Here is an 18,255-nt window from a genome sequence, read left to right on the forward strand (position 1 = left end):
TCAGATACATTGTTGCCGTTGGTCCATAGCATCCCTCTTATAAAGACAAAGCCCCGGCCTTTGGGCCAGGGCTTGTTTGAATTCATACTTCAATTTTAGCAGTTTGCACAGAACTAATACGCCACGCGAATCTCCTTGATTGGAGCGGGTTTCATGCGTTTTGGGGCTTGACAGAATTTACTCGGTATCGATCCGATCAATTGTGGCCGCCGCTCTCTGCCGGGACATGGTCAAACAGCCTTAGGCGTTCGTTCTCGCGCTCTACCGTTCGGACTCGTCCGCGTAACAGGTCGCTGAGCGAAATCGTTCCGCAGGCCTGCCTGGTGGCGCGATCGATGACCATCAAGGTTTCCAGACCTTCCGTAGCCATGATCTCAGCGGCTCCGCGCGCGGTTCCGTCCGCATACGCATAGAACTCGGAGAGTTTGGCATTCGCTCCCAGAACCGGCGCGGAAACGCTCAGGGGAGACATCAGCTCTCGAACAATGACCAACTCCAACGGGTCCACGCCATATTCGCGGGTCAGATGGTACCCACGACGGCTGAGCTTTTCGGTGAGGATCGATCGCGGCATGAGCAGCGACGTCACAAGGTACGAAGCGATGCAAGCCATGGTGAGCGGGAGGAGCGCCGGCAGGCAATGCGTGACCTCCAGGCTGAACAGAATTGCGGTAAGAGGAACGCCAAGGGCACCTGCGAGCATTGATCCCATACCAATCAGTGCCCAGAACGCCTGTGCTTCGACCGATGCGTGGGCCAGATGTCCCGCCATCGCGCCGACTGCGCCACCAATCATCAACAAGGGCGCCAGCACACCGCCTGATGTTCCTGACCCGAGGGAGAAGGCCCACATCAGCGATTTTGCAATGAGGATTCCAACGATGAGACCGATGGTGGCGTTGCCATGCAACAGCTCCGCGATGTTGTCGTAACCTACGCCCAGCCCGCGCGGGAAGAACAGTCCTCCGACTCCAATCCCGATTCCTCCGATTGCGGGCCACCACATCCAGTGAACGTGAAGGTGCTCGAAGAGATCTTCAAATGCATACATCAGGCGGCTCATTCCAGCTGATACCAGCCCCAGCAAAGCACCCAGCATCAAAGCACCCAAGGCAAAGGCAATGCGGTGAGTTCCACTGAGAACGGGCATCTGGAACAGCGGTCCCGCACCCAGCCAGAAGACACGCAGGAGGCCCGCGGTTGCACTCGCGATGGCGACTGGAACGAGGCTGCGTGGCCGCCATTCGAAGAGAAGCAGCTCAACGGCGAGAAGGATCGCGGCCACGGGAGTCGCGAAGGTGGCCGACATTCCCGCTGCGGCTCCGGCTACCAACAGGGTTGTCCGCTCTGCGTCGGTTACGTGCATCCATTGCGCGATCAGCGACCCGACAGCTCCCCCTGTCATGATGATGGGGCCCTCGGCTCCAAACGGTCCGCCTGATCCGATCGCGATTGCGGCGGAGACCGGCTTCAGCACTGCTATCTTCGGATCGACCTTCGCACGGTGAAGCAGAATCGCTTCGATGGCCTCGGGTATGCCGTGCCCGCGTATCTTGTCCGAACCGAACCGGGCCATGACCCCGACGATAAGGCCGCCGACTACAGGCACCACGACCATCCAGTGTCCCAGTGGACTGCCAGCGGGGGAGATCGCATCAGTACTGAACCGATGGTAGTAGAACAGATTGGTAGAGAGAGCAATCAGGCGCAGCAGCAGGACAGCCAGTCCTGTCGCACAGGCACCGATTCCGATCGAGACTCCTGAGAGCAGCCATACCCTTCGGTCAACGGTGAAGTCTCGTAGAGCAGATGGTTCTGACTTCATTTGGAGTTTCCTTTAGTCGCAGCGGGGCTTGCCTCTTCGCCAGCATTGAGTCGGTGAGAGTTACGAATCGTCGTCAGTGCGCGGACCATCCTGGGAACCAGTTCGTACAGCTCACGCTCATGATCGTCCGACAGAGCCTGTAGTATTCGTTGTCCTTTTGGCGTAACCTGCAGCAATACTCGACGGCGATCCAACGCAGCCTGTTTGCGAAAGATCAACCCAGCGTCGACGCAGCGATTGCTGAGCTCGACGACGGTGTGATGGCGTAGTCCTAGTCTTTCGGCGGCATACGTTACCGTGGTCTCGACATCGTCAGGAGCTCCGGCGAGGTGTAGAAGCAGTTGATGTTGTTGGGGATGAAGACCGGCCTGCTCAGCGCGCTGTTCACTGAACTGAAGAAACTGCCGGAGCGTGTATCGAAATTCTGCCAGGGTCTGCAGTCTTTGTCGGTCTTCGTTTGGAAGAGGTTTCGCCATATCGAAATTATATCGTATTACGATATATATAGATTCAGAAATCAACTTTCCGATTCATAAATCGGCTTGCTCGCGGAGGCTTTGTTAGAGCGAGGAACCTAGCCACTCGTTCCATGCGGCGAGGGCGCGGTCGCATTGGATCTTGTGGCGTTCTTTCTTGTCGCGGATCTTTTTGCGGAGATCTTCTTCGAGTGGTGGGAGCAGGTCGAAGGTGATGTTGGCGGGTTGAAACTTTTTTGTTTCAGCGTGAGTGATGTAGTGCGTGAGCGAGCCGTTGGCGCTGAGGCGTGGAGCGGTTGGCGGCGCGACGCCGTTCGCAATGGCGGCGGCGTAGATGCCTGCGAGCATGCCTGATGCGATGGATTCGGTGTAGCCTTCGACGCCGCTGAGTTGGCCCGCGATCATGATGTGCGGGTGAGCCTTGAGCTGGAGGGTTTCGGTGAGCAGCGATGGGGCGTGGATGTAGGTGTTGCGGTGGATCTGACCGTAGCGGAGGAAGGTTGCGTTTTCGAGGCCGGGGATGAGTTTGAGGACGCGATTTTGCTCGCCGTATTTCAGGTGATTCTGAAAGCCGACGAGGTTGTAGCTGTCGGCGCGGAGGTTTTCCTGGCGTAGCTGAACAACGGCGTAGGGCCAGCGGCCAGTCTTCGGGTCGGTAAGGCCGACGGGCTTCATGGGGCCGAAGCGGAGAGTGTCGCGGCCGCGGCGGGCGGTCTCTTCGATGGGGAGGCAGCCTTCGAAGTACTGGAGTTTTTCTGGTGTGCCGGTGACGGGGAACTTCTCCCAGTCCTTCGATTCGACGGCTTCGGCTGTGGTGAGAGCCTCCATGAAGCGCTCGTACTCTTCTTTGGTGAAGGGGCAGTTGATGTAGTCGGCGGTGCCTTTGTCGTAGCGGGCGGCGAAGTAGACCTTCGACATGTCGATGGTGGTGGCGTCGACGATGGGGGAGATCGAGTCGTAGAAGGCTAGATGGTCTGAGCCGGTGAGACGCTGGAGTTCGGCGGCGAGGGCAGGCGAGGTGAGCGGGCCTGAGGCGAGGATCGTTACTGTGTCGGGGGCTTGCTCGTCGAGCTTGGTGACTTCTTCGCGGTGAACGCGGATGCGGGGCTCGGCGGCGATGCGTTCGGCGACGCGCTTGGAGAATTCGACGCGGTCGACGGCGAGTGCGTGGCCAGCGGGGACGGCAGTGGCATCGGCTTCGGCGAGAAGGATGCTGCCCGCTCGACGCATCTCCTGCTTGAGCAGCCAGGGAGCTGAATTTTCGGACTCGGACTTCAGGGAGTTGGAGCAGACCAGTTCGGCGAAGTCGGAGGTCTGGTGGGCTTCGGTGGAGCGCGTGGGGCGCATCTCGTAGAGGTCGACCTCGCAGCCGCGCTTTGCTGCTTGAAGGGCTGCTTCGGGGCCGGCGAGGCCGCCGCCGATGATTTTGATTCGTCTAGTTGTCACGGGCTTCCCCTCTCCCCTTTGTTTTGGTCAAAGTATTCCAATAAAACGGTTTACGTCTGGACTTAGAGCGTCAGCCCTTGATACCGAGGACCAACTCCGGGCAAAGTATTCCATCCACAGGAGTTACCTGCGGTGTTGCAGGATGAAGTGGCTTGGATTCGGTCTTGCCCCCTGCCTCTTATTATAACGGCCGCGTCAAGCACAAGGGTGCGAGAGGGAGTCATGCAGACGGTGTCGTCAGGGATTTACATAAAAGATCGCGTCGCTGGGTATAACCCATTTGTGTAGTTGGGGGCTAGCGGTGTCTCGATCATAATGACCTTAACTCAAGAGGTTCCCCATGGAACAGACGCTAGTGGATGTGTTTGAAGAGGCTCGCATAGTTGTAGCGGCTGCGGACCGCAAGGTCGCAGAAGAAGAGGAACGGCGCAGAGAGGGTGAGCGGGCAGGTTTGCTCCAGACGCTCGGCGCTCGTATCGAAGAAGCGTTCGACTTCACCAGCAGGGAAAAGCTCGAGCTGGAACCACGTCTTGATGTGCAGCGCGGCGTGGCAGTCGTCGAGTTTGTGGTCAGGAGTCTACGGGCCATCTTTCTTCTGTCTCCCAATGAAGGCAACACCTGGACTCTTCGGCTGCTCGCAGACGGCCATGAGATGGAGGTCCTGAGCGAATTTCAAGGTGGGACGAAGGACGAAGCGGGATCGCAGCGTCTGGCGGCAGCACGCATCGTGACGATGATCGGCAACTGGATTCAAAGCGCCAGGCGTCCCCCTCAAGCGGTTCCCGTTGCTGTCACGATGGTTCCGACTGAGATTCCGACGGTACGAGCGGGATCTTCGAGACTTCAACTTCGCGAGGAGCCGAAGCACGAGCGGACCTACGGCACCATGGGCAAATTCCTCGGCGCCTAGATCATTTTTCTACTTGGATAGTGCGGCCAAGGCGGTCAGGGCATTGCCGGAGACCTGCATGCCCTTCCAATCCGACTTCATCACAGCTCCCAGCTGGTGATAGAAGTCGATTGACGGAGTGTTCCAATCGAGCACGGCCCATTCGAAGCGAGGACAACCCTCAGCTACGGCGATCGCGGCGACGCGAGTGAGGAGGGCTTTGCCAATTCCCTTCCCGCGATGCTCAGGGTTGACGTACAGGTCTTCGAGATAGATGCCGGCGTGGCCGCGCCAGGTGGAGTAGCTATAAAAATAGAGCGCGAAGCCTGCGGGGGTGGTCGTGTCTGTGCTGATCAGCTCGGCGATGATGCAGTCGAAGCGTTTGGTGGGGCCAAAGCCATCGCGAAGGAGGTCGGCTTCCGTGGCGAGGACCGCGTCCGGTTCGCGCTCGTAGGTGGCGAGATCGCGAACGAACTTGAGGATCTGCGGAACGTCGGCAGGGGTCGCGGGGCGGAGATTGAGCGCGTCGTCGGTACGTGATTGGCGGTCGGTCATCGCTGATTTTCCTGTGCTCATGGTTTAGACGAGTCGTCGGCGGCCTTCGCACCAGGTTGAGCGGCGAGCCATTTGTCGAAGGGAATGTTGAAGTCGAAGAGCTGCTTTTTGCCGTCAAGGGTGTGGACCATCTTGATGTAGAGTTCAGCGCCCTTCAGCGGCTGGTCTGGAAGCGAACGGACGTCATAGAAGAGGTAGCCGGCGAGAGTGCTATGCGGGTCGACGGTGGTTCCATTGAAGCCAAAATCGTTGTCATCCTTGATGATCGATTTGTCGACATCCTTGTCGTGAAGGGTGATGGGCGGCAGGGGCATCGGCATGGGAATCTTGCGGCCGGCTGTGCCTTTGGTGGAGAAGAGGCGACGCTGGAGATCATCGTCGGTGGCTGCGGGAATCTTGTCGTTGTTGATGGAGATGAACTGGATGCGGGCATCGGCCAGGGAGAGCGGTGTGTCGCTGTCGTTGGTAAAGATGACGCGAATCGCAACAAAGCCGTGCTGGATGTAGGGGAGGCGGAAGAAGTCGCAGTCTTTGGAATCGTCGCAGGGATCGGCGGCAACAGTGACTTTTTCGTTGGCGTGCGTCTCGAAGGCCGCGTACTGATTGGCAGGTTTTGCGGGGGGTGCCTTTTTGTCGGCGGCCCGGGTAGTGGCTGCAAAGATGCAGAAAATTGTTACTAGTAGGATCGAAATCGTGGGGAACCGGTAGGACATCATGGCCAGAGTTGATTATCATCTGCGCTGGCGTACAAGGTAAAGCGAGGACACGGCGACGGTGATGATGGTGATGTATAGCTCGTTGCTGCTGGCCGTGCTGGTGGTAGGCGCCCCGTATTGGCTGGTGCGGATGGCGACCAGCGGACGATACAGAGCCGGGTTGCGGGGACGTCTGGGGGTGGTGCCAAGAGGGCTGCATGCGGCGGTGAGCGGGCAAAGTGTGGTGTGGGTCCATGCAGTGAGCGTGGGCGAAGTGATGGCCGCGACCCGGTTGATTCGCGAACTGAAGGAGAGATTGCCGGGTTGGGTAGTAGCGATTTCGACGACGACGGAGACGGGGCAGAGACTGGCAAAGGAGAGACTGCCGGATTCGCCTGTGTTTTATCTGCCACTGGACCTCAAATTTTCCGTGAGGAGGTATTTGCGGGTGCTGCAGCCGCGAATGCTGGTGCTGATGGAGAGCGAGTTCTGGCCGCGATTGATCAAAGAGTGCGCGAAGGATGGCGTACCAATTGCAGTAGTCAACGCGCGGATCTCGGATCGGTCGTTTCCCAGGTACATGCGGCTGCGGCGTCTGTGGCGACCGTTCCTGGAGATGATCTCACTGTTTCTTGCGCAGAGTAGAGAGTCCGCAGAGAGGCTGGAGAAGATTGGTGCTCCGACGACGCGGGTGCGAGTGATGGGGAATCTGAAGTATGACGTTCAGTCGAGAAGCGACACCCAGATGGCCAGAAGGATCGCGTCCATGCTCTCCGGAACGAAACTCATCGTCGCGGGGAGTACGCTGGCGGGTGAGGAAGAGGCGTTATTGGCTGCGTGGCCCGCGATTTTGAAGGGGGTTCCCGATGCATCGCTGCTGATAGCTCCGAGGCATCCGGACCGTTTTGAAGAGGTTTGGCAGCTGATTCAGAGGAGCGGATCTCCGTTTTTGCGGTGCAGCCAGATGCCGCAGAGTAACGATCCTGTCGCCGAGGGCACGATCCTTTTGCTGGATACGATTGGAGATCTCGCATCGGTGTATGGAGTGGCAGCGGTGGCCTTCGTTGGGGGGAGTCTGGTTCCAAAGGGCGGTCACAATCCGCTGGAGCCGGCTCAGTTTGGGGTGCCGGTGGTGACCGGTCCTTCGTTCGAGAATTTTCGTGAGATCGTGAAGACCATGCAAGAGGCCAAGGCAATTCGTATCGTTGCCAAGGACGAACTCGCGGAGACTCTGATCGGTATTCTGCGGGGGACGAATGACGAGAGGGCGCTTGGGCAACGAGGACGAGCCGTGTTTCAAGCAGAGGCGGGCGCAACTGTGCGAACGGCACAAGCCCTGGTTTCGCTGTTGGAGCAGAGGGCTGGTGCAGCGCGATGAAGATACGACGACCATGGCTGCTGCCGCTGACTCCGCTCTACGGGGCTGCGCTTGCGTTCAAGAGGCAGCTGTTCGCGTGGGGATGGTTGAAGCAATTCCATCTTGAGAGCACCGTGATTAGTGTGGGCAGTGTGTCTGCGGGCGGCGCGGGCAAGACACCTGTGGTTCTCATGCTGGCTGAGATTCTGCGGCACCGTGGCTACGCAGTGCGGATCCTGACGCGAGGTTATAAACGCGACTCGGAGGCGATTGCAAGGGTCGAGCCGTTTGACGATGCGAGATGGCATGGAGATGAACCGGTGCTGCTGGCGCAGCGATCGGGAGTGCCGGTGTACGTCGGAGCGGACCGCTATCAGGCCGGCGTGATGGCCGAACAGAGCGAGCCGTCGCAAAAACTTGTTGTGCATCTGCTGGACGATGGATTTCAACATCGGAAACTGGCTCGTGATATCGATATTGTTCTTCTGACGCGGGAGGATGTCGAAGACACGCTGCTGCCCGCTGGCAATCTGCGAGAGCCGCTCGAGGCCGTGGCGGCGGCGGATATCGTGATTCTGCGCGAGGAGGAGGCGGATTCTCTGAGGAGTGTAATCTGCGGATTTAGTGAGTCAAAGGACAAGCCCGCGATCTGGGTGACGCGGCGGCAGCTGAGCCTGGGTGAGGCTGGAGAGGTGGCGCTGCCGACGATGCCGTTTGCTTTTTGCGGAATTGCGAGGCCTGACAGCTTTACGAGAATGCTCGCCGGGCAAGGCTATGAAGCGGTGAAGACAGTCGCCTTTGAAGACCACCACGCTTACACCGAGGCTGATATTTCGCGTCTGATGCACGAGGCACGGGCGGTCGAAGCGAATGGATTTGTGACGACAGAGAAAGATGCCGTAAAGTTGACGCCGATGATGCGAGACCGGCTGGAGATGGTGGGACCCATCGTGGTAGCTCGGCTGCACGTGGAGTTGTTGGACGAGAAAGAGTCGCTGGAGCAGCTGGTGAGCCTGGTGGGCCGGCTGGATCGACGCAAACGCTAGAGATGTTGAAGCGTAAGTCTTACATGAGAAAATCGAGCCTTGGCCATTGAACGCACGCTCTCTTCGTCGCTCGATATCGCAAGCCACGCGGCGGATCGTACGAAGCGTGTGTTGATTGTGCGGATTGGCGCGATGGGAGATGTGCTGCACGCGATGCCGGCGGTGGCTGCGCTTCGCGATCTTCATCCGGAGTGGTTTATCGGATGGGTGATCGAGCCTTTTTGGAGTGTTCTGCTGCAGGCTTCGACGGATCACCATCGAATTGCGCAGGAAGCGAGGCGTAGCGAGAGCAGACCGCTGGTCGATCAGTGGCACCCGTATCCTGCAAGAGAGTGGAAGAGGCGGCCTTTTGCGTTATCTACCCTGAAGGAGATCAACACGGTGCGCCGTGAGTTGCGGGCGGCCGAGTATGACCTGTGCGTCGACATGCAGGGATCGCTCAAGTCTGCTGTTGCGGGGCGAATGGCGGGGGCGCAGGTGTTTGTGGGACCAGCGAAGCCTCGGGAGGCAGCGGCGCGGCGGCTTTACGGGCAACGGGTGACGACCAGCACGACCCATGTGGTCGAGCAGGGATGCGAGTTGCTGGGTGCGGCGGTGGGCGAGACTCTGAAGCCAGCGGCGGTCACGCTTCCTATAAATCCGCAGGCGGAAGCATGGTGTGACAGACTCCTGACTCAGACCTCATCGACCAAGGGCAAGTTCGCCTATCTTGCACCAACGGCTGGATGGGGCGCGAAGCAATGGCCAGCGGAGAGATACGGCGCCGTCGCGGCAGCTTTGGGTCGGGCTGGATACCACGTACTGGTGAATGACCCCCCGGGACATCGGTTCGCCGATGCAGTCGTCGAGGCGAGTGGCGACGTGGCTATTTCGGTTCCCTGCTCGGTCGAGCAGATGATCGCGCTTGTGCGCAGAGCTGGGGTCGTGATCGCAGGGGATACCGGACCGCTGCATCTGGCTGCTGCGCTGGAGCGGCCGGTGGTTGGCTTGTATGGGCCGACCGATCCCGCGAGGAATGGCCCATATATGGCCGATGGCGCAAGGGCGCGAGTGTTGCGGCATGAGTCCAGCACGACAGACCACTCGCGACACTCACGTACCGAATCGGGGTTGATGCAGATAACCGTGGAGGAGGTCGTGGAGGCTGCGCTCGAGTTGCTGCGTACCGGACAGGATAAAGTGAAGGTGTGAGCGAACGAACGAGTTGGCAGAGAATTGCGCGGCGGATTCGCGTGCCGTTGGGATTTGTCTTTGCCGCGGTGTTTCTGTGGCTGGCGCGACCAACCGGGAAGACAATGCTGCTGAGCCTGCTGCTAGTGATTCCGGGTGTGTGGCTGCGGGCCTATGCGGCTGGGTACGTTCGCAAGAATGCCGAGCTGACGTTCACCGGACCTTATGCGTACACGCGGAATCCGCTCTACCTGGGGTCGATGCTGATCGCTTTTGGGTTCGCGGCTGCAGCAGGCAGCTGGGTGATTCTGATTGCGCTGGCGGCGCTGTTTGCGGTCATCTATATTCCCACCATTCAAAGTGAGGAAGGCTATCTGCGGCAGCAGTTTGCGGGCTTCGACGAATATGCGGCGAAGGTGCCGCGCCTGCTGCCACGACTCACGCCGGCGTCGTTTCCGGCCGACCAGAACGCGAGCCTGGGCAGGTTCTCCTGGGGACAGTGGCAACACCACCGCGAGTACAATGCTCTTATGGGTGCTGGCGCAATCTATCTTGCGCTGGCGGTCCGGCTATTTCTCAATCACCATGGGGTGACGGGGGGTCCACGCTGAAGGCGCGGAGGCTGGGGCGGAATGGCCCACAAACTTCAACTCGTGAGAGTGCTGCCCTTTGCTGAAGCCGGAACGGATCTTTCTTGCGTTTGTTTTCCTGATGTCGTGTTCCTTCGACTCGCTCACCGCGAACGCACAGCTTTTGGGGCTGGGACCGAAGCCGGCACCGACGCCAGTGGTCATTCCGACCTTGCAGCCACCGCTGCCGAGTTTTGCCTTCCCTGAAAAACAGACCCTGACCTTTACCGTTGACTGGCGAGTTTTTACGGCAGGCACAGCCGTTTTTCAGATAGAGCAGCAGGGGACGGTGCAGAAGATTACAGCTACGGCCGACTCGACCGGCGCGGTGACGATGTTGTTTCCCGTGGTGGATAAGTTTCAGGCCGGCTTCGACACCAAAACAGGCTGCTCGACCGGCTTCAGCAAGCAGGTGCAGGAGGGGCGGCGGAAGGTATCGAGCGAGCTGAGCTTCGACTATTCGCAAGGTAAGCAGAAACAGGTTGAGAAGAATCTCGTAAAGGGAACGTCGAAGGAGCAGGTAGCGTCGATTCCAGCCTGCGTAACCGACTCGCTCTCAGCAATGTTTTACGCTGCCTCGCAGCCAATGGCCGTGGGCCAGAGTATCCGCCTTCCGTTGGCCGACTCCATGCGTACCGTGACGGTGGCCATGAAGGTGGAATCCAAGGAAGAGATTAAGACACCCGCGGGAACCTTCCAGACGCTCAAAGTCGAGCCCACTGCCGACGAGGGAATCGTGAAGAACCGAGGGCACATCTGGGTGTGGTATACCGACGACGCGCGGCATATGCCGGTGCAGATTCAGGCGCGACTGTTTTGGGGAACGATCACCTTCCACTTGCAGTCGTACGAAACGAAGTAAGACGAAAGACGGCTTTTTGATGACAGATTCAACGCAGGATTCAGGACCGGATCCGGACAAGTTCGTAACTGTGGGCAAGTTTCTCGAGCCTGTGAATGCACAGATGGCGAAGGGGATGCTCGAGTCGGCAGGGATTGAATGTTTTCTTCAGGGCGAGAACGCCAACAGTCTGCTGGCGCTGGCTTTTCGCGCCCGGCTGCTGGTGCACAAGCAGGACGAAGATACAGCGCGCGAGATTCTGGGCGAGGCAGTTGGAGAGCTGACCGGAGACGAGCTAACCGAAGAGGAGCGGCACGAGTTGGAGGCTGGCGATGACAAAGGCTGAAGACAGCCGTCCACGCGCCGTGCTCTGCCTGTCCGGTGGGATGGATTCGAGTGTGTGTGCGGCGCTCGCGGCTCGGGACTACGACGTCTTCGCCGTCCACTTCAGCTACGGCCAGAGGACAGAAGCGCGCGAGTTGCGCTCCTCCCAGGAGGTTGCCCGCATTGTTGGAGTAAAAGAGCTGCTGCACCTGAAGATCGATCTATTCCGGCGGATCGGTGGGTCGGCGTTGACCGATACCGCCATCGCGGTGCCGGTGGCAGGGGATGAGGCGGCCATCGGAAACGAGGTGCCGGTGACCTATGTTCCCTTCCGGAATGCGCATTTCCTCTCGGCAGCAGTGAGTTGGGCCGAGGTTCTGGGCGCAGAGACGGTCTTTATCGGAGCAGTTGAGCAGGACAGCTCCGGCTATCCCGACTGCCGTCCCGCTTACTATGACGCGTTCAATCAGCTGATTAGAATGGGCACCAAAGACGGAAAAATCCAGGTCGCGACACCGTTGATCGAGATGCGCAAGAGCGAGATCGTCCGGCTGGGAGTTGAACTGGGTGCACCGTTCCATGTAAGTTGGTCATGCTATTCCGGCGAGACCAAGGCCTGCGGCGTGTGCGAGAGCTGCGTTCTGCGACTGCGGGCATTTCGTGAAGCCGGCGCGGCCGATCCCATACCGTATGCGGTCCTGTGATCGCCGCATTTTGCATCAAATTGAGTGAATCAAACTAGAGGAAGTACAATCCGCTTCGCAAGAAAGACTTATGCCCAGGTTGATGGGCCAGGAGAAAAGAGCATGAAACGTATCGGATTCAAGATAAGCAGCACCGCGGCAGCCGCTCTGCTGGTAATCCTGGCGATGGCCCAGCCCACTCGCTTGACAGCACAGGCAGCAGCAGCGGCGACGGCAAGTATTCACGGACATGTTCTCAATCCTGCAGGCATCGCCATCACTCATGGCGAAGTTAGACTGACGACGGATCGCTCGTCGGAAGCGAAAGATCGCAAGTATCCGTATAAATTTCCCATCGATCAGAACGGAGACTACAAGGGCACCGGGATAACTCCGGGAAACTATGTCGTATTCGTCTTCCAGGACGACAAGAGCCTGGACTTTAACGAGACTGTTCCAATCGCCAAGGATGAAGACAAGTTGGTGAACTTCGACATGTCTCGTCCCGAGTACATCAGCAAGATGAGTCCGGAAGATCGGAAGGCGCTCGAGGAGTACAAGAAGCGGAACGCCGAAGTAGTCGCCAACAATTCGAAGATTGCGAACCTGAACACTCTGCTGACCCAGGCGCGCGCGGACAATAAGGCAGGAAACTACGACTCGGCGATCACTGCTATGAAGCAGGCCACTGAGAGCAAACCCGACGAGGGAATCCTCTGGGTCACACTGGGAGATGCACAGCTTGGTAGCGGAGAGGCTGCGGCCAAAGCGGCTAAAACGGCAGGTACCTCTGCAAATGATCCCGCGATCCTGCAGAAGTACACCGATGCTGCTACCTCCTACAAAAAAGCGGCTGATTTAAACGCCGCCTCTAAGAAGCCAAACCCCGAGACCTCTGGCGTGGCCTACAACCAGTTGGGCAAAGCAGAAGCGGATCTAGGGGACGCCAAGGCCTCCTCCGACGCCTACGATCAGGCTGCCAAGGCCCAACCGGAGAAGGCGGGAATGTACTACTACAACGAAGCCGCAACGCTCTACAACGCAGGCAAGATGACTGAGGCGGGTGCCGCGGCCGACAAGGCAATCGCAGCCGATCCGAAGAAGGCAGATGCTTATTACATCAAGGGACAGGCACTGATTCCGCTGGCTACCGTCGATCCCAAGACTCAGAAGATCGTGGCCCCCCCGGGCTGCGTTGAGGCTTATCAGGAGTATCTCGAACTGGCACCCGACGGCGCCCATGCTGCAGATGTCAAGGGTATCCTCGAGGGCATTGGGGCACCGGTGAAGTCGAGCTTCAAGGCTGGAAAGAAGTAATCTCTGAAAGAAGTGGAAGGCCCCGGGCGACGCTGCTCGGGGCCTTTTGTTTTTCAGGCTAGTGGCTGAGAGGGAGAAAAGAGTGCAGGCTGCGGCTAGAGTTTTGGGCTTCGACGAAGCTCTCGCAAAAGTGCTGGCGCACGCAGCCGCACTTCCGCGCCCGCAGAGCGAGACGCTTGCATTGATGGCTTGCGCAGACCGCGTGCTGGCGGAGACCATCCTCGCAGATCGTGACCAGCCGCCGTTCGACCGGTCGACCCGCGACGGATTTGCGCTGCGTGCAGCCGATACTGCAGCCCCATTGAAGGTCGTGGGCCAGATAAGGGCCGGCGAGCAGTGGCAGGGCGGCGCACTGGAGCATGGCACTACCGTTGAAATCATGACGGGCGCACCTATTCCGCTCGCCTACGACGCCGTCGTAATGATCGAGCATATCGAACGCGATCAAGACTCGATTCGTCTGACCGCCGGGCGAACGATTCGAAGCGGAGAGAATATCGTTCCGCAGGGGTCGGAGGCCAGGGCGGGGCAATCGGTATTACTCCCTGGAACTGTAATCGAAGGCGCTGAAATCGCGCTTGCGGCGGCTTGCGGGCGCTCAGACCTGCAGGTGTTCCGCAGACCGAGAGTCGCAATCGTCGCCACGGGCGATGAATTAGTGACCTTGAATGCAACCCCTGGACCGCAACAGATTCGAAACTCCAACAGCTATGGGCTGGCGGCGCTTGTGGCGCGCACAGGGGGAGTGCCGGTGCAGATGCCCATCGCTCCGGATCGACGAGCGGAGCTTGAACGAACCATCCGTGCAGCGCGCGACTCTGACCTCATTCTTCTGTCGGGTGGGGTTTCCATGGGCAAGTATGACTTGGTGGAGGAGGTTCTCGAAGGCCTCGGCGCGGAGTTCTTTTTCACCGGAGTGAAGATGCAACCGGGAAAGCCTCTCGTCTTTGGACGGTTGCCGGCCACTGACGAGTTCCCCTCACAATTCTTCTTCGGCCTGCCCGGAAATCCCGTTTCGACGCAGGTGACGTTTCATTGTTTTGTTGAACCACTGCTGCGAGCGATGGGTGGGGCCACCGCGCAGGGGCCGCGCTTCGTGCAGGCGACACTGGCCGAGGATGTCGCCGGGAAGCCCGGCCTGATGCGGGTTTTACCTGCGCGATGGACTGCCGACCGCGTACGGCCGGAGGTGCGGCTCGTGGGGTGGCAGGGGTCTGGCGATCTGGCCGCAAATGCGCGGGCAAACTGCTACGCCGTGCTGCCGCCCGAGAGAGAGCGGTTCGCGGCCGGCGACGTCATTACGGTGCTCTTGCGCTAGATCAGGGCTGCTGCGGTAGGCTTGTGTGATGGATGATGTGGACTACACCTCCGAACGTCTGATCGATGACGACCCCGAGCCTCTCGGCAATGACGCGGACTTTCCGCCCCGAACCCCGGTCCCCTTGCACCTCTCGCACTACGACCGAGCGGGCGAGGCTCACATGGTGGATGTGAGCGAGAAAGCGTTGACGCGACGCGAGGCTGTGGCGGCGGCGTTTGTCGAGCTGTCCGATGCGGTGCTCAACGCGCTGCCGCAGAACCCCAAAGGCAATCCACTCGAGGTCGCGCGATTCGCAGGAATTCAAGCCGCGAAACAAACCTCCAGCTTAATCCCGATGTGTCACCAACTGGCGCTCAGCTACGTGGACGTGCAGGCAAGAGTGGTAGACGGCGGCGTCGCAATAGAGGCGACCGCAGCTACAGTCGCTGGCACAGGCGTGGAGATGGAGGCAATGGTAGCGGCCTCAATTGCAGCGCTGACGGTCTACGACATGACCAAGGCGCTCGACAAAGGAATCCGAATCCGTGAGGTCGTGCTGGTGCGCAAGAGCGGCGGGAAGAGCGGAGACTATCGCCGTCTTTAGGTCAGACAGCAGCCGCGAGGGTGACGGCGAAGAGATGTTGCGGGTCCTGCCAAGAGTTTGTCCGCTTGAAGCCAGCGGAGTCCAGAAGATCCTCAACTGCAGGGGCGGTAAATTTGTAACTGTTCTCGGTATGAATGCTTTCGCCCTGGGCGAAATCGACCGTAAATGCGGGGCCGCTGGCGTTGGCGGGAATATGAACGCGCTGGTCGGCGAGCGATTCCAGATGCATCTCGATCCGGGACTGGGTTGGGTTCCAACAAGCTCGGTGGCGGAAGTTTCGAAGCACAAAGTCCGCGCCAAGATCGCGATTCAGCCGAGTCAGAACGTTCAGATTGAAGGCAGCAGTCACTCCGGCGGCATCGTCGTAGGCGGCAAGCAGCATGGCTGCAGTTTTGTTGGCGTTGGAGCCACCGCTGGGCGCGAGGTCCGTGCCAAGTAGAAGAGTGTCCCCCGGAAGAAGTTGGGCGCGGAGATTGCGAAGGACATCTTTCGCGTCCTCGGGCGTGAAGTTCCCGATACTTGAACCAATGTAGAGGGCCAGCGTTCTCGTCTCAACGAGTCGATTGAGCGGAAGAGCCTCGCGTGTGTAATCAGCAACCTGGCTGCGGACGGCGACGCCGGGAATGTTGGCCAGGATGTTCTCGCTGGCTTCGGCGAGGGCAGTCTCGGAGACGTCAACAGGCTGGTAGACAACGCTTCCCTGCTGGCGTACGGCTTCGGCCAGAAGGATGCCGGTTTTGGTGGCAGTGCCAGCCCCTAGCTCGATAAGGGTGAGTTTTCCTCTTGGCCCCTGCCCAAGCGCAGCTTCGCGAAGAATCTCATCGGCATGTGCCGTGAAGATGCTGCGTTCCGTCCGGGTGAGGTAATACTCAGGGAGTTCGGTGATCTGTTCGAACAGATGCGATCCAAGCTCGTCATAGAACAGCCACGGGGTGAGGGTTTTAGGATTGTTAGAAAGACCGAGGCGTGCCTCGTATCCAACGGCATCAAGAGTACTTATCACCGGCTCGTCTAGCGCGAAGGTCGTTGATGGCACGTTGTGTCCCCCATAAATTGATGGCTGAATGGAAAGTATGACTCAGCGTCGATCCCACCGCTGCGTCGATTTGATGCACCTGGGAGGCGTTTCGTGCCAATTATTCTCTGCTATTTTGACTTCTTTGCAAAGAGAAGTTGATTTACACGAAAGAAAGGTCGATTTACTTGCTCAGATCGAGGTGGGCTATACAACCCCACCTACTGTCCTAGTATCGCCAGCTCGTTACGTCCGCTCCCGCCGGCGCCGTCTTGGCAATTCGATCCATGATTTTAGGCAGGTACATCGTGTTGTAGTGGAGCCGCGAAAAAGCATTCGGCAGCGTCGGATCCCCATTCCAGCAGTGCTCCGCCCGCGGCCCATACAGCACCTCGCCGTCGTAAGGCACGCCATGCCCGGGTGTCCCCGTAGTCTTCAGAAAATCCTCCATCAGATAGACCGCATCGTTCAAAAAATATGTGTCATCGCTACCGACATACAGATGAATCTTCCCTTGCAGCTTCGGCCCCAGCGTCTCCCAGTCTTTCTGTAGCTTCGCGTTCAGGTCGTAGTGTTCCTTCCAATACTCTGCGACCTTGTGATCGATCGCCCCGGTCACCTTATCGAAGATCGGCTCCGGATATCCATCTTTGCCCTGCGGAGAATACACCGCCTGCCAGATATCGAACTGATCGCCCGACCGCCCGTGGTCGCCCAGAGCTGCCTCGTACGCAATGTTGTCGCGCATCGAGATCAGCGTGTGTCCCAGATAGTCACGCATCGCCGGCTGCTCCACCCTCTTGTTCGCGCCCTGAAGGTAAAACATGTTTTCGTCTTTATAAAGATCCCGCGTCATGTACGCATGAAAGTCCACCGGGTCCGGGCAAGCCACAAACGCTCCGTTGTAATGGTCGGGATAGAAGATCTGCACCGCGAGTGACTCCCACCCACCGGTTGATCCGCCATACATGAACCGCGCCCAGCCCTGTCCAATCGCGCGAAACTGCTTCTCCACTGCAGGAATCAGCTCGGTCTCAATCGCATCGCCGTACGGCCCCAGGTTCGCGGAGTTCACCGCATACGAATCGTCATAGTAGGGATTCGCATGTTGAATCTTCATCACCAGAACGCGTGGAAATTTAGGACTGATCCACTGCTGATACTCCTTGTAAGCCTCCTCCTGCTGAATCCGGTTGTATCCCTCAAGATGAAACCGCTCCGAGTAGCTCGGCTTCAAATTCGGATCAGGTGGAGTCGTGCGAAAATCATCGAACCCCGTCACGTAGTGATCGTGAAAGATCACCAACGGATAGTGCGCCTCCGCATGCTCCTCGAAGCCCTCGGGCACCAGCACCACGGCACTTAAAAACGTCGGCGTTCCCCAGAACTTCGTCAGCAACGCACTCTGAATGCGGATATGCCGAACATATTTTGTATCCGCTTCAGGCACTATTGGCGGGATCACCTGGTCCAGCGAAATCGCAATCGGCGCACCGCCCGGGCCGACGTGAACTTTCACTGGCTTGCTATACAAATTCCCCGGCGCCAGATTCCAATGTTTCCCCTCACCGCGGTCCGGCGACAGTTTGATCGTCTTGCCATCCGCACGATGAAATGTCTGATACACATCCAAAACTGCCTGCGCCGTATAGTCGCCCGCAGGAACATCCTTCAAACTCCTGATTGGATATCCCGCGGCCTTGTCGTCCACCACAACGCTCTGTCCCGGCTTCAACCCATCGACCGTCACACCAAAGACGATCTGGCTCCGTGGCGTGTCGTCAATCTGCATCCGGGGCTCCTCCGACGGATCATTCGACAACAGAAACAGCACCCGCCCGTCCAGCGGCTTCGCCGATTGCGCAGCAGGAAAAGAAACCGAAACCGCCTGAACACCGGTCTGAGCACTCCCAGTCTCAGCACACAAAGACACACAGACGGCAGCGAACGTAATGACGCAAGGGATCGAAAGGAGACGCATTGGGCAAGTATACAAAGCAGCGTCCCCGCAAGCGGCATTATCTTCGGGCCATCTGTCCTGTGGGATTGGTATCATCCTCTCACCGTTCCTATCCGAGTAAGC

General features: G+C 58.7%; 18 protein-coding genes. 11 read left to right on the top strand and 7 right to left on the bottom strand.

Annotated elements, in window-relative coordinates; translation table 11 throughout:
• Positions 1-196: 196 nt before the first annotated feature.
• The 3 genes from RBB77_RS20585 to trmFO all read right to left on the bottom strand — a co-directional run bounded on the left by RBB77_RS20585 (position 197) and on the right by trmFO (position 3,747).
• Complete coding sequence (locus RBB77_RS20585; RefSeq protein ID WP_353063583.1) at positions 197-1,825, bottom strand: chloride channel protein; 1,629 nt, start codon at positions 1,823-1,825, stop codon at positions 197-199.
• On the bottom strand, positions 1,822-2,301 hold the full coding sequence (locus RBB77_RS20590; protein WP_353063584.1) for a MarR family winged helix-turn-helix transcriptional regulator: 480 nt from the start codon (positions 2,299-2,301) through the stop codon (positions 1,822-1,824). Before RBB77_RS20590 ends, RBB77_RS20585 begins: the two co-directional genes overlap by 4 nt.
• A gap of 84 nt (positions 2,302-2,385) precedes the next feature.
• Entirely contained in the window at positions 2,386-3,747 is a 1,362-nt protein-coding gene (gene trmFO, locus RBB77_RS20595) for a methylenetetrahydrofolate--tRNA-(uracil(54)-C(5))-methyltransferase (FADH(2)-oxidizing) TrmFO (RefSeq protein ID WP_353063585.1), read from the bottom strand.
• A 340-nt stretch (positions 3,748-4,087) separates the two neighbouring features.
• On the opposite strand from trmFO, the gene RBB77_RS20600 reads away from it, so the two are divergent.
• On the top strand, positions 4,088-4,657 hold the full coding sequence (locus RBB77_RS20600; RefSeq protein WP_353063586.1) for a hypothetical protein: 570 nt from the start codon (positions 4,088-4,090) through the stop codon (positions 4,655-4,657).
• Positions 4,658-4,666: 9 nt separating this feature from the next.
• Here the strand turns inward: RBB77_RS20600 and RBB77_RS20605 are convergent, their stop codons facing one another.
• Together RBB77_RS20605 and RBB77_RS20610 are read right to left on the bottom strand one after the other, a co-directional pair.
• Positions 4,667-5,191 carry a GNAT family N-acetyltransferase gene (locus RBB77_RS20605; protein WP_353063587.1) on the bottom strand — a complete coding sequence of 175 codons (525 nt, stop codon included), beginning with the start codon at positions 5,189-5,191 and terminating at the stop codon, positions 4,667-4,669.
• Between the two features lie 17 nt (positions 5,192-5,208).
• Complete coding sequence (locus RBB77_RS20610) at positions 5,209-5,907, bottom strand: hypothetical protein (RefSeq protein ID WP_353063588.1); 699 nt, start codon at positions 5,905-5,907, stop codon at positions 5,209-5,211.
• A 61-nt stretch (positions 5,908-5,968) separates the two neighbouring features.
• Between RBB77_RS20610 and RBB77_RS20615 the strand changes: the two genes are divergently transcribed.
• The 10 genes from RBB77_RS20615 (at position 5,969) to moaC (ending at position 15,157) form a co-directional block, all read left to right on the top strand.
• Entirely contained in the window at positions 5,969-7,264 is a 1,296-nt protein-coding gene (locus tag RBB77_RS20615) for a 3-deoxy-D-manno-octulosonic acid transferase (RefSeq protein ID WP_353063589.1), read from the top strand.
• Positions 7,261-8,289, top strand: a complete 1,029-nt coding sequence (gene lpxK, locus RBB77_RS20620; RefSeq protein ID WP_353063590.1) for a tetraacyldisaccharide 4'-kinase — start codon at positions 7,261-7,263, stop codon at positions 8,287-8,289. Before RBB77_RS20615 ends, lpxK begins: the two co-directional genes overlap by 4 nt.
• A 39-nt stretch (positions 8,290-8,328) precedes the next feature.
• Positions 8,329-9,480, top strand: a complete 1,152-nt coding sequence (locus RBB77_RS20625) for a glycosyltransferase family 9 protein (protein ID WP_353063591.1) — start codon at positions 8,329-8,331, stop codon at positions 9,478-9,480.
• Entirely contained in the window at positions 9,477-10,070 is a 594-nt protein-coding gene (locus RBB77_RS20630; protein WP_353063592.1) for a methyltransferase family protein, read from the top strand. Before RBB77_RS20625 ends, RBB77_RS20630 begins: the two co-directional genes overlap by 4 nt.
• A gap of 58 nt (positions 10,071-10,128) precedes the next feature.
• The gene (locus RBB77_RS20635; RefSeq protein WP_434557083.1) at positions 10,129-10,950 is read left to right on the top strand and encodes a DUF3108 domain-containing protein; all 822 of its coding nucleotides are present in this window, start codon (positions 10,129-10,131) and stop codon (positions 10,948-10,950) included.
• Between the two features lie 19 nt (positions 10,951-10,969).
• Entirely contained in the window at positions 10,970-11,275 is a 306-nt protein-coding gene (locus RBB77_RS20640) for a DUF2007 domain-containing protein (protein WP_353063593.1), read from the top strand.
• Positions 11,262-11,957 carry a 7-cyano-7-deazaguanine synthase QueC gene (gene queC / locus RBB77_RS20645; protein WP_353063594.1) on the top strand — a complete coding sequence of 232 codons (696 nt, stop codon included), beginning with the start codon at positions 11,262-11,264 and terminating at the stop codon, positions 11,955-11,957. Before RBB77_RS20640 ends, queC begins: the two co-directional genes overlap by 14 nt.
• A gap of 102 nt (positions 11,958-12,059) precedes the next feature.
• Positions 12,060-13,253 (top strand): tetratricopeptide repeat protein, encoded by a 1,194-nt coding sequence (locus RBB77_RS20650; RefSeq protein WP_353063595.1) that lies wholly within the window; start codon positions 12,060-12,062, stop codon positions 13,251-13,253.
• Positions 13,254-13,335: 82 nt separating this feature from the next.
• The gene (locus RBB77_RS20655; RefSeq protein ID WP_353063596.1) at positions 13,336-14,571 is read left to right on the top strand and encodes a molybdopterin molybdotransferase MoeA; all 1,236 of its coding nucleotides are present in this window, start codon (positions 13,336-13,338) and stop codon (positions 14,569-14,571) included.
• Between the two features lie 28 nt (positions 14,572-14,599).
• On the top strand, positions 14,600-15,157 hold the full coding sequence (gene moaC, locus RBB77_RS20660) for a cyclic pyranopterin monophosphate synthase MoaC (protein WP_353067682.1): 558 nt from the start codon (positions 14,600-14,602) through the stop codon (positions 15,155-15,157).
• A gap of 1 nt (position 15,158) precedes the next feature.
• On the opposite strand, the gene egtD is transcribed toward moaC, so the two are convergent.
• Complete coding sequence (egtD, locus tag RBB77_RS20665; protein ID WP_353063597.1) at positions 15,159-16,193, bottom strand: L-histidine N(alpha)-methyltransferase; 1,035 nt, start codon at positions 16,191-16,193, stop codon at positions 15,159-15,161.
• Between the two features lie 208 nt (positions 16,194-16,401).
• Positions 16,402-18,153 (bottom strand): hypothetical protein, encoded by a 1,752-nt coding sequence (locus tag RBB77_RS20670; RefSeq protein ID WP_353063598.1) that lies wholly within the window; start codon positions 18,151-18,153, stop codon positions 16,402-16,404.
• Between the last annotated feature and the right edge of the window lie 102 nt (positions 18,154-18,255).

The sequence above is a fragment of the Tunturibacter psychrotolerans genome, assembly GCF_040359615.1.
In the GTDB taxonomy this organism is placed as follows: Bacteria; Acidobacteriota; Terriglobia; order Terriglobales; family Acidobacteriaceae; genus Edaphobacter; species Edaphobacter psychrotolerans.

Excerpts from the sequence above, each read along its gene's own strand:
- RBB77_RS20650 (WP_353063595.1), top strand. The coding sequence starts at position 12,060 with ATGAAACGTATCGGATTCAAGATAAGCAGCACCGCGGCAGCCGCTCTG.
- RBB77_RS20605 (WP_353063587.1), bottom strand. The coding sequence starts at position 5,191 with ATGACCGACCGCCAATCACGTACCGACGACGCGCTCAATCTCCGCCCC.
- RBB77_RS20670 (WP_353063598.1), bottom strand. The coding sequence starts at position 18,153 with ATGCGTCTCCTTTCGATCCCTTGCGTCATTACGTTCGCTGCCGTCTGT.
- RBB77_RS20600 (WP_353063586.1), top strand. The coding sequence starts at position 4,088 with ATGGAACAGACGCTAGTGGATGTGTTTGAAGAGGCTCGCATAGTTGTA.
- RBB77_RS20585 (WP_353063583.1), bottom strand. The coding sequence starts at position 1,825 with ATGAAGTCAGAACCATCTGCTCTACGAGACTTCACCGTTGACCGAAGG.
- RBB77_RS20590 (WP_353063584.1), bottom strand. The coding sequence starts at position 2,301 with ATGGCGAAACCTCTTCCAAACGAAGACCGACAAAGACTGCAGACCCTG.
- queC (WP_353063594.1), top strand. The coding sequence starts at position 11,262 with ATGACAAAGGCTGAAGACAGCCGTCCACGCGCCGTGCTCTGCCTGTCC.
- moaC (WP_353067682.1), top strand. The coding sequence starts at position 14,600 with ATGGATGATGTGGACTACACCTCCGAACGTCTGATCGATGACGACCCC.
- RBB77_RS20615 (WP_353063589.1), top strand. The coding sequence starts at position 5,969 with ATGATGGTGATGTATAGCTCGTTGCTGCTGGCCGTGCTGGTGGTAGGC.
- RBB77_RS20610 (WP_353063588.1), bottom strand. The coding sequence starts at position 5,907 with ATGATGTCCTACCGGTTCCCCACGATTTCGATCCTACTAGTAACAATT.
- lpxK (WP_353063590.1), top strand. The coding sequence starts at position 7,261 with ATGAAGATACGACGACCATGGCTGCTGCCGCTGACTCCGCTCTACGGG.
- RBB77_RS20640 (WP_353063593.1), top strand. The coding sequence starts at position 10,970 with ATGACAGATTCAACGCAGGATTCAGGACCGGATCCGGACAAGTTCGTA.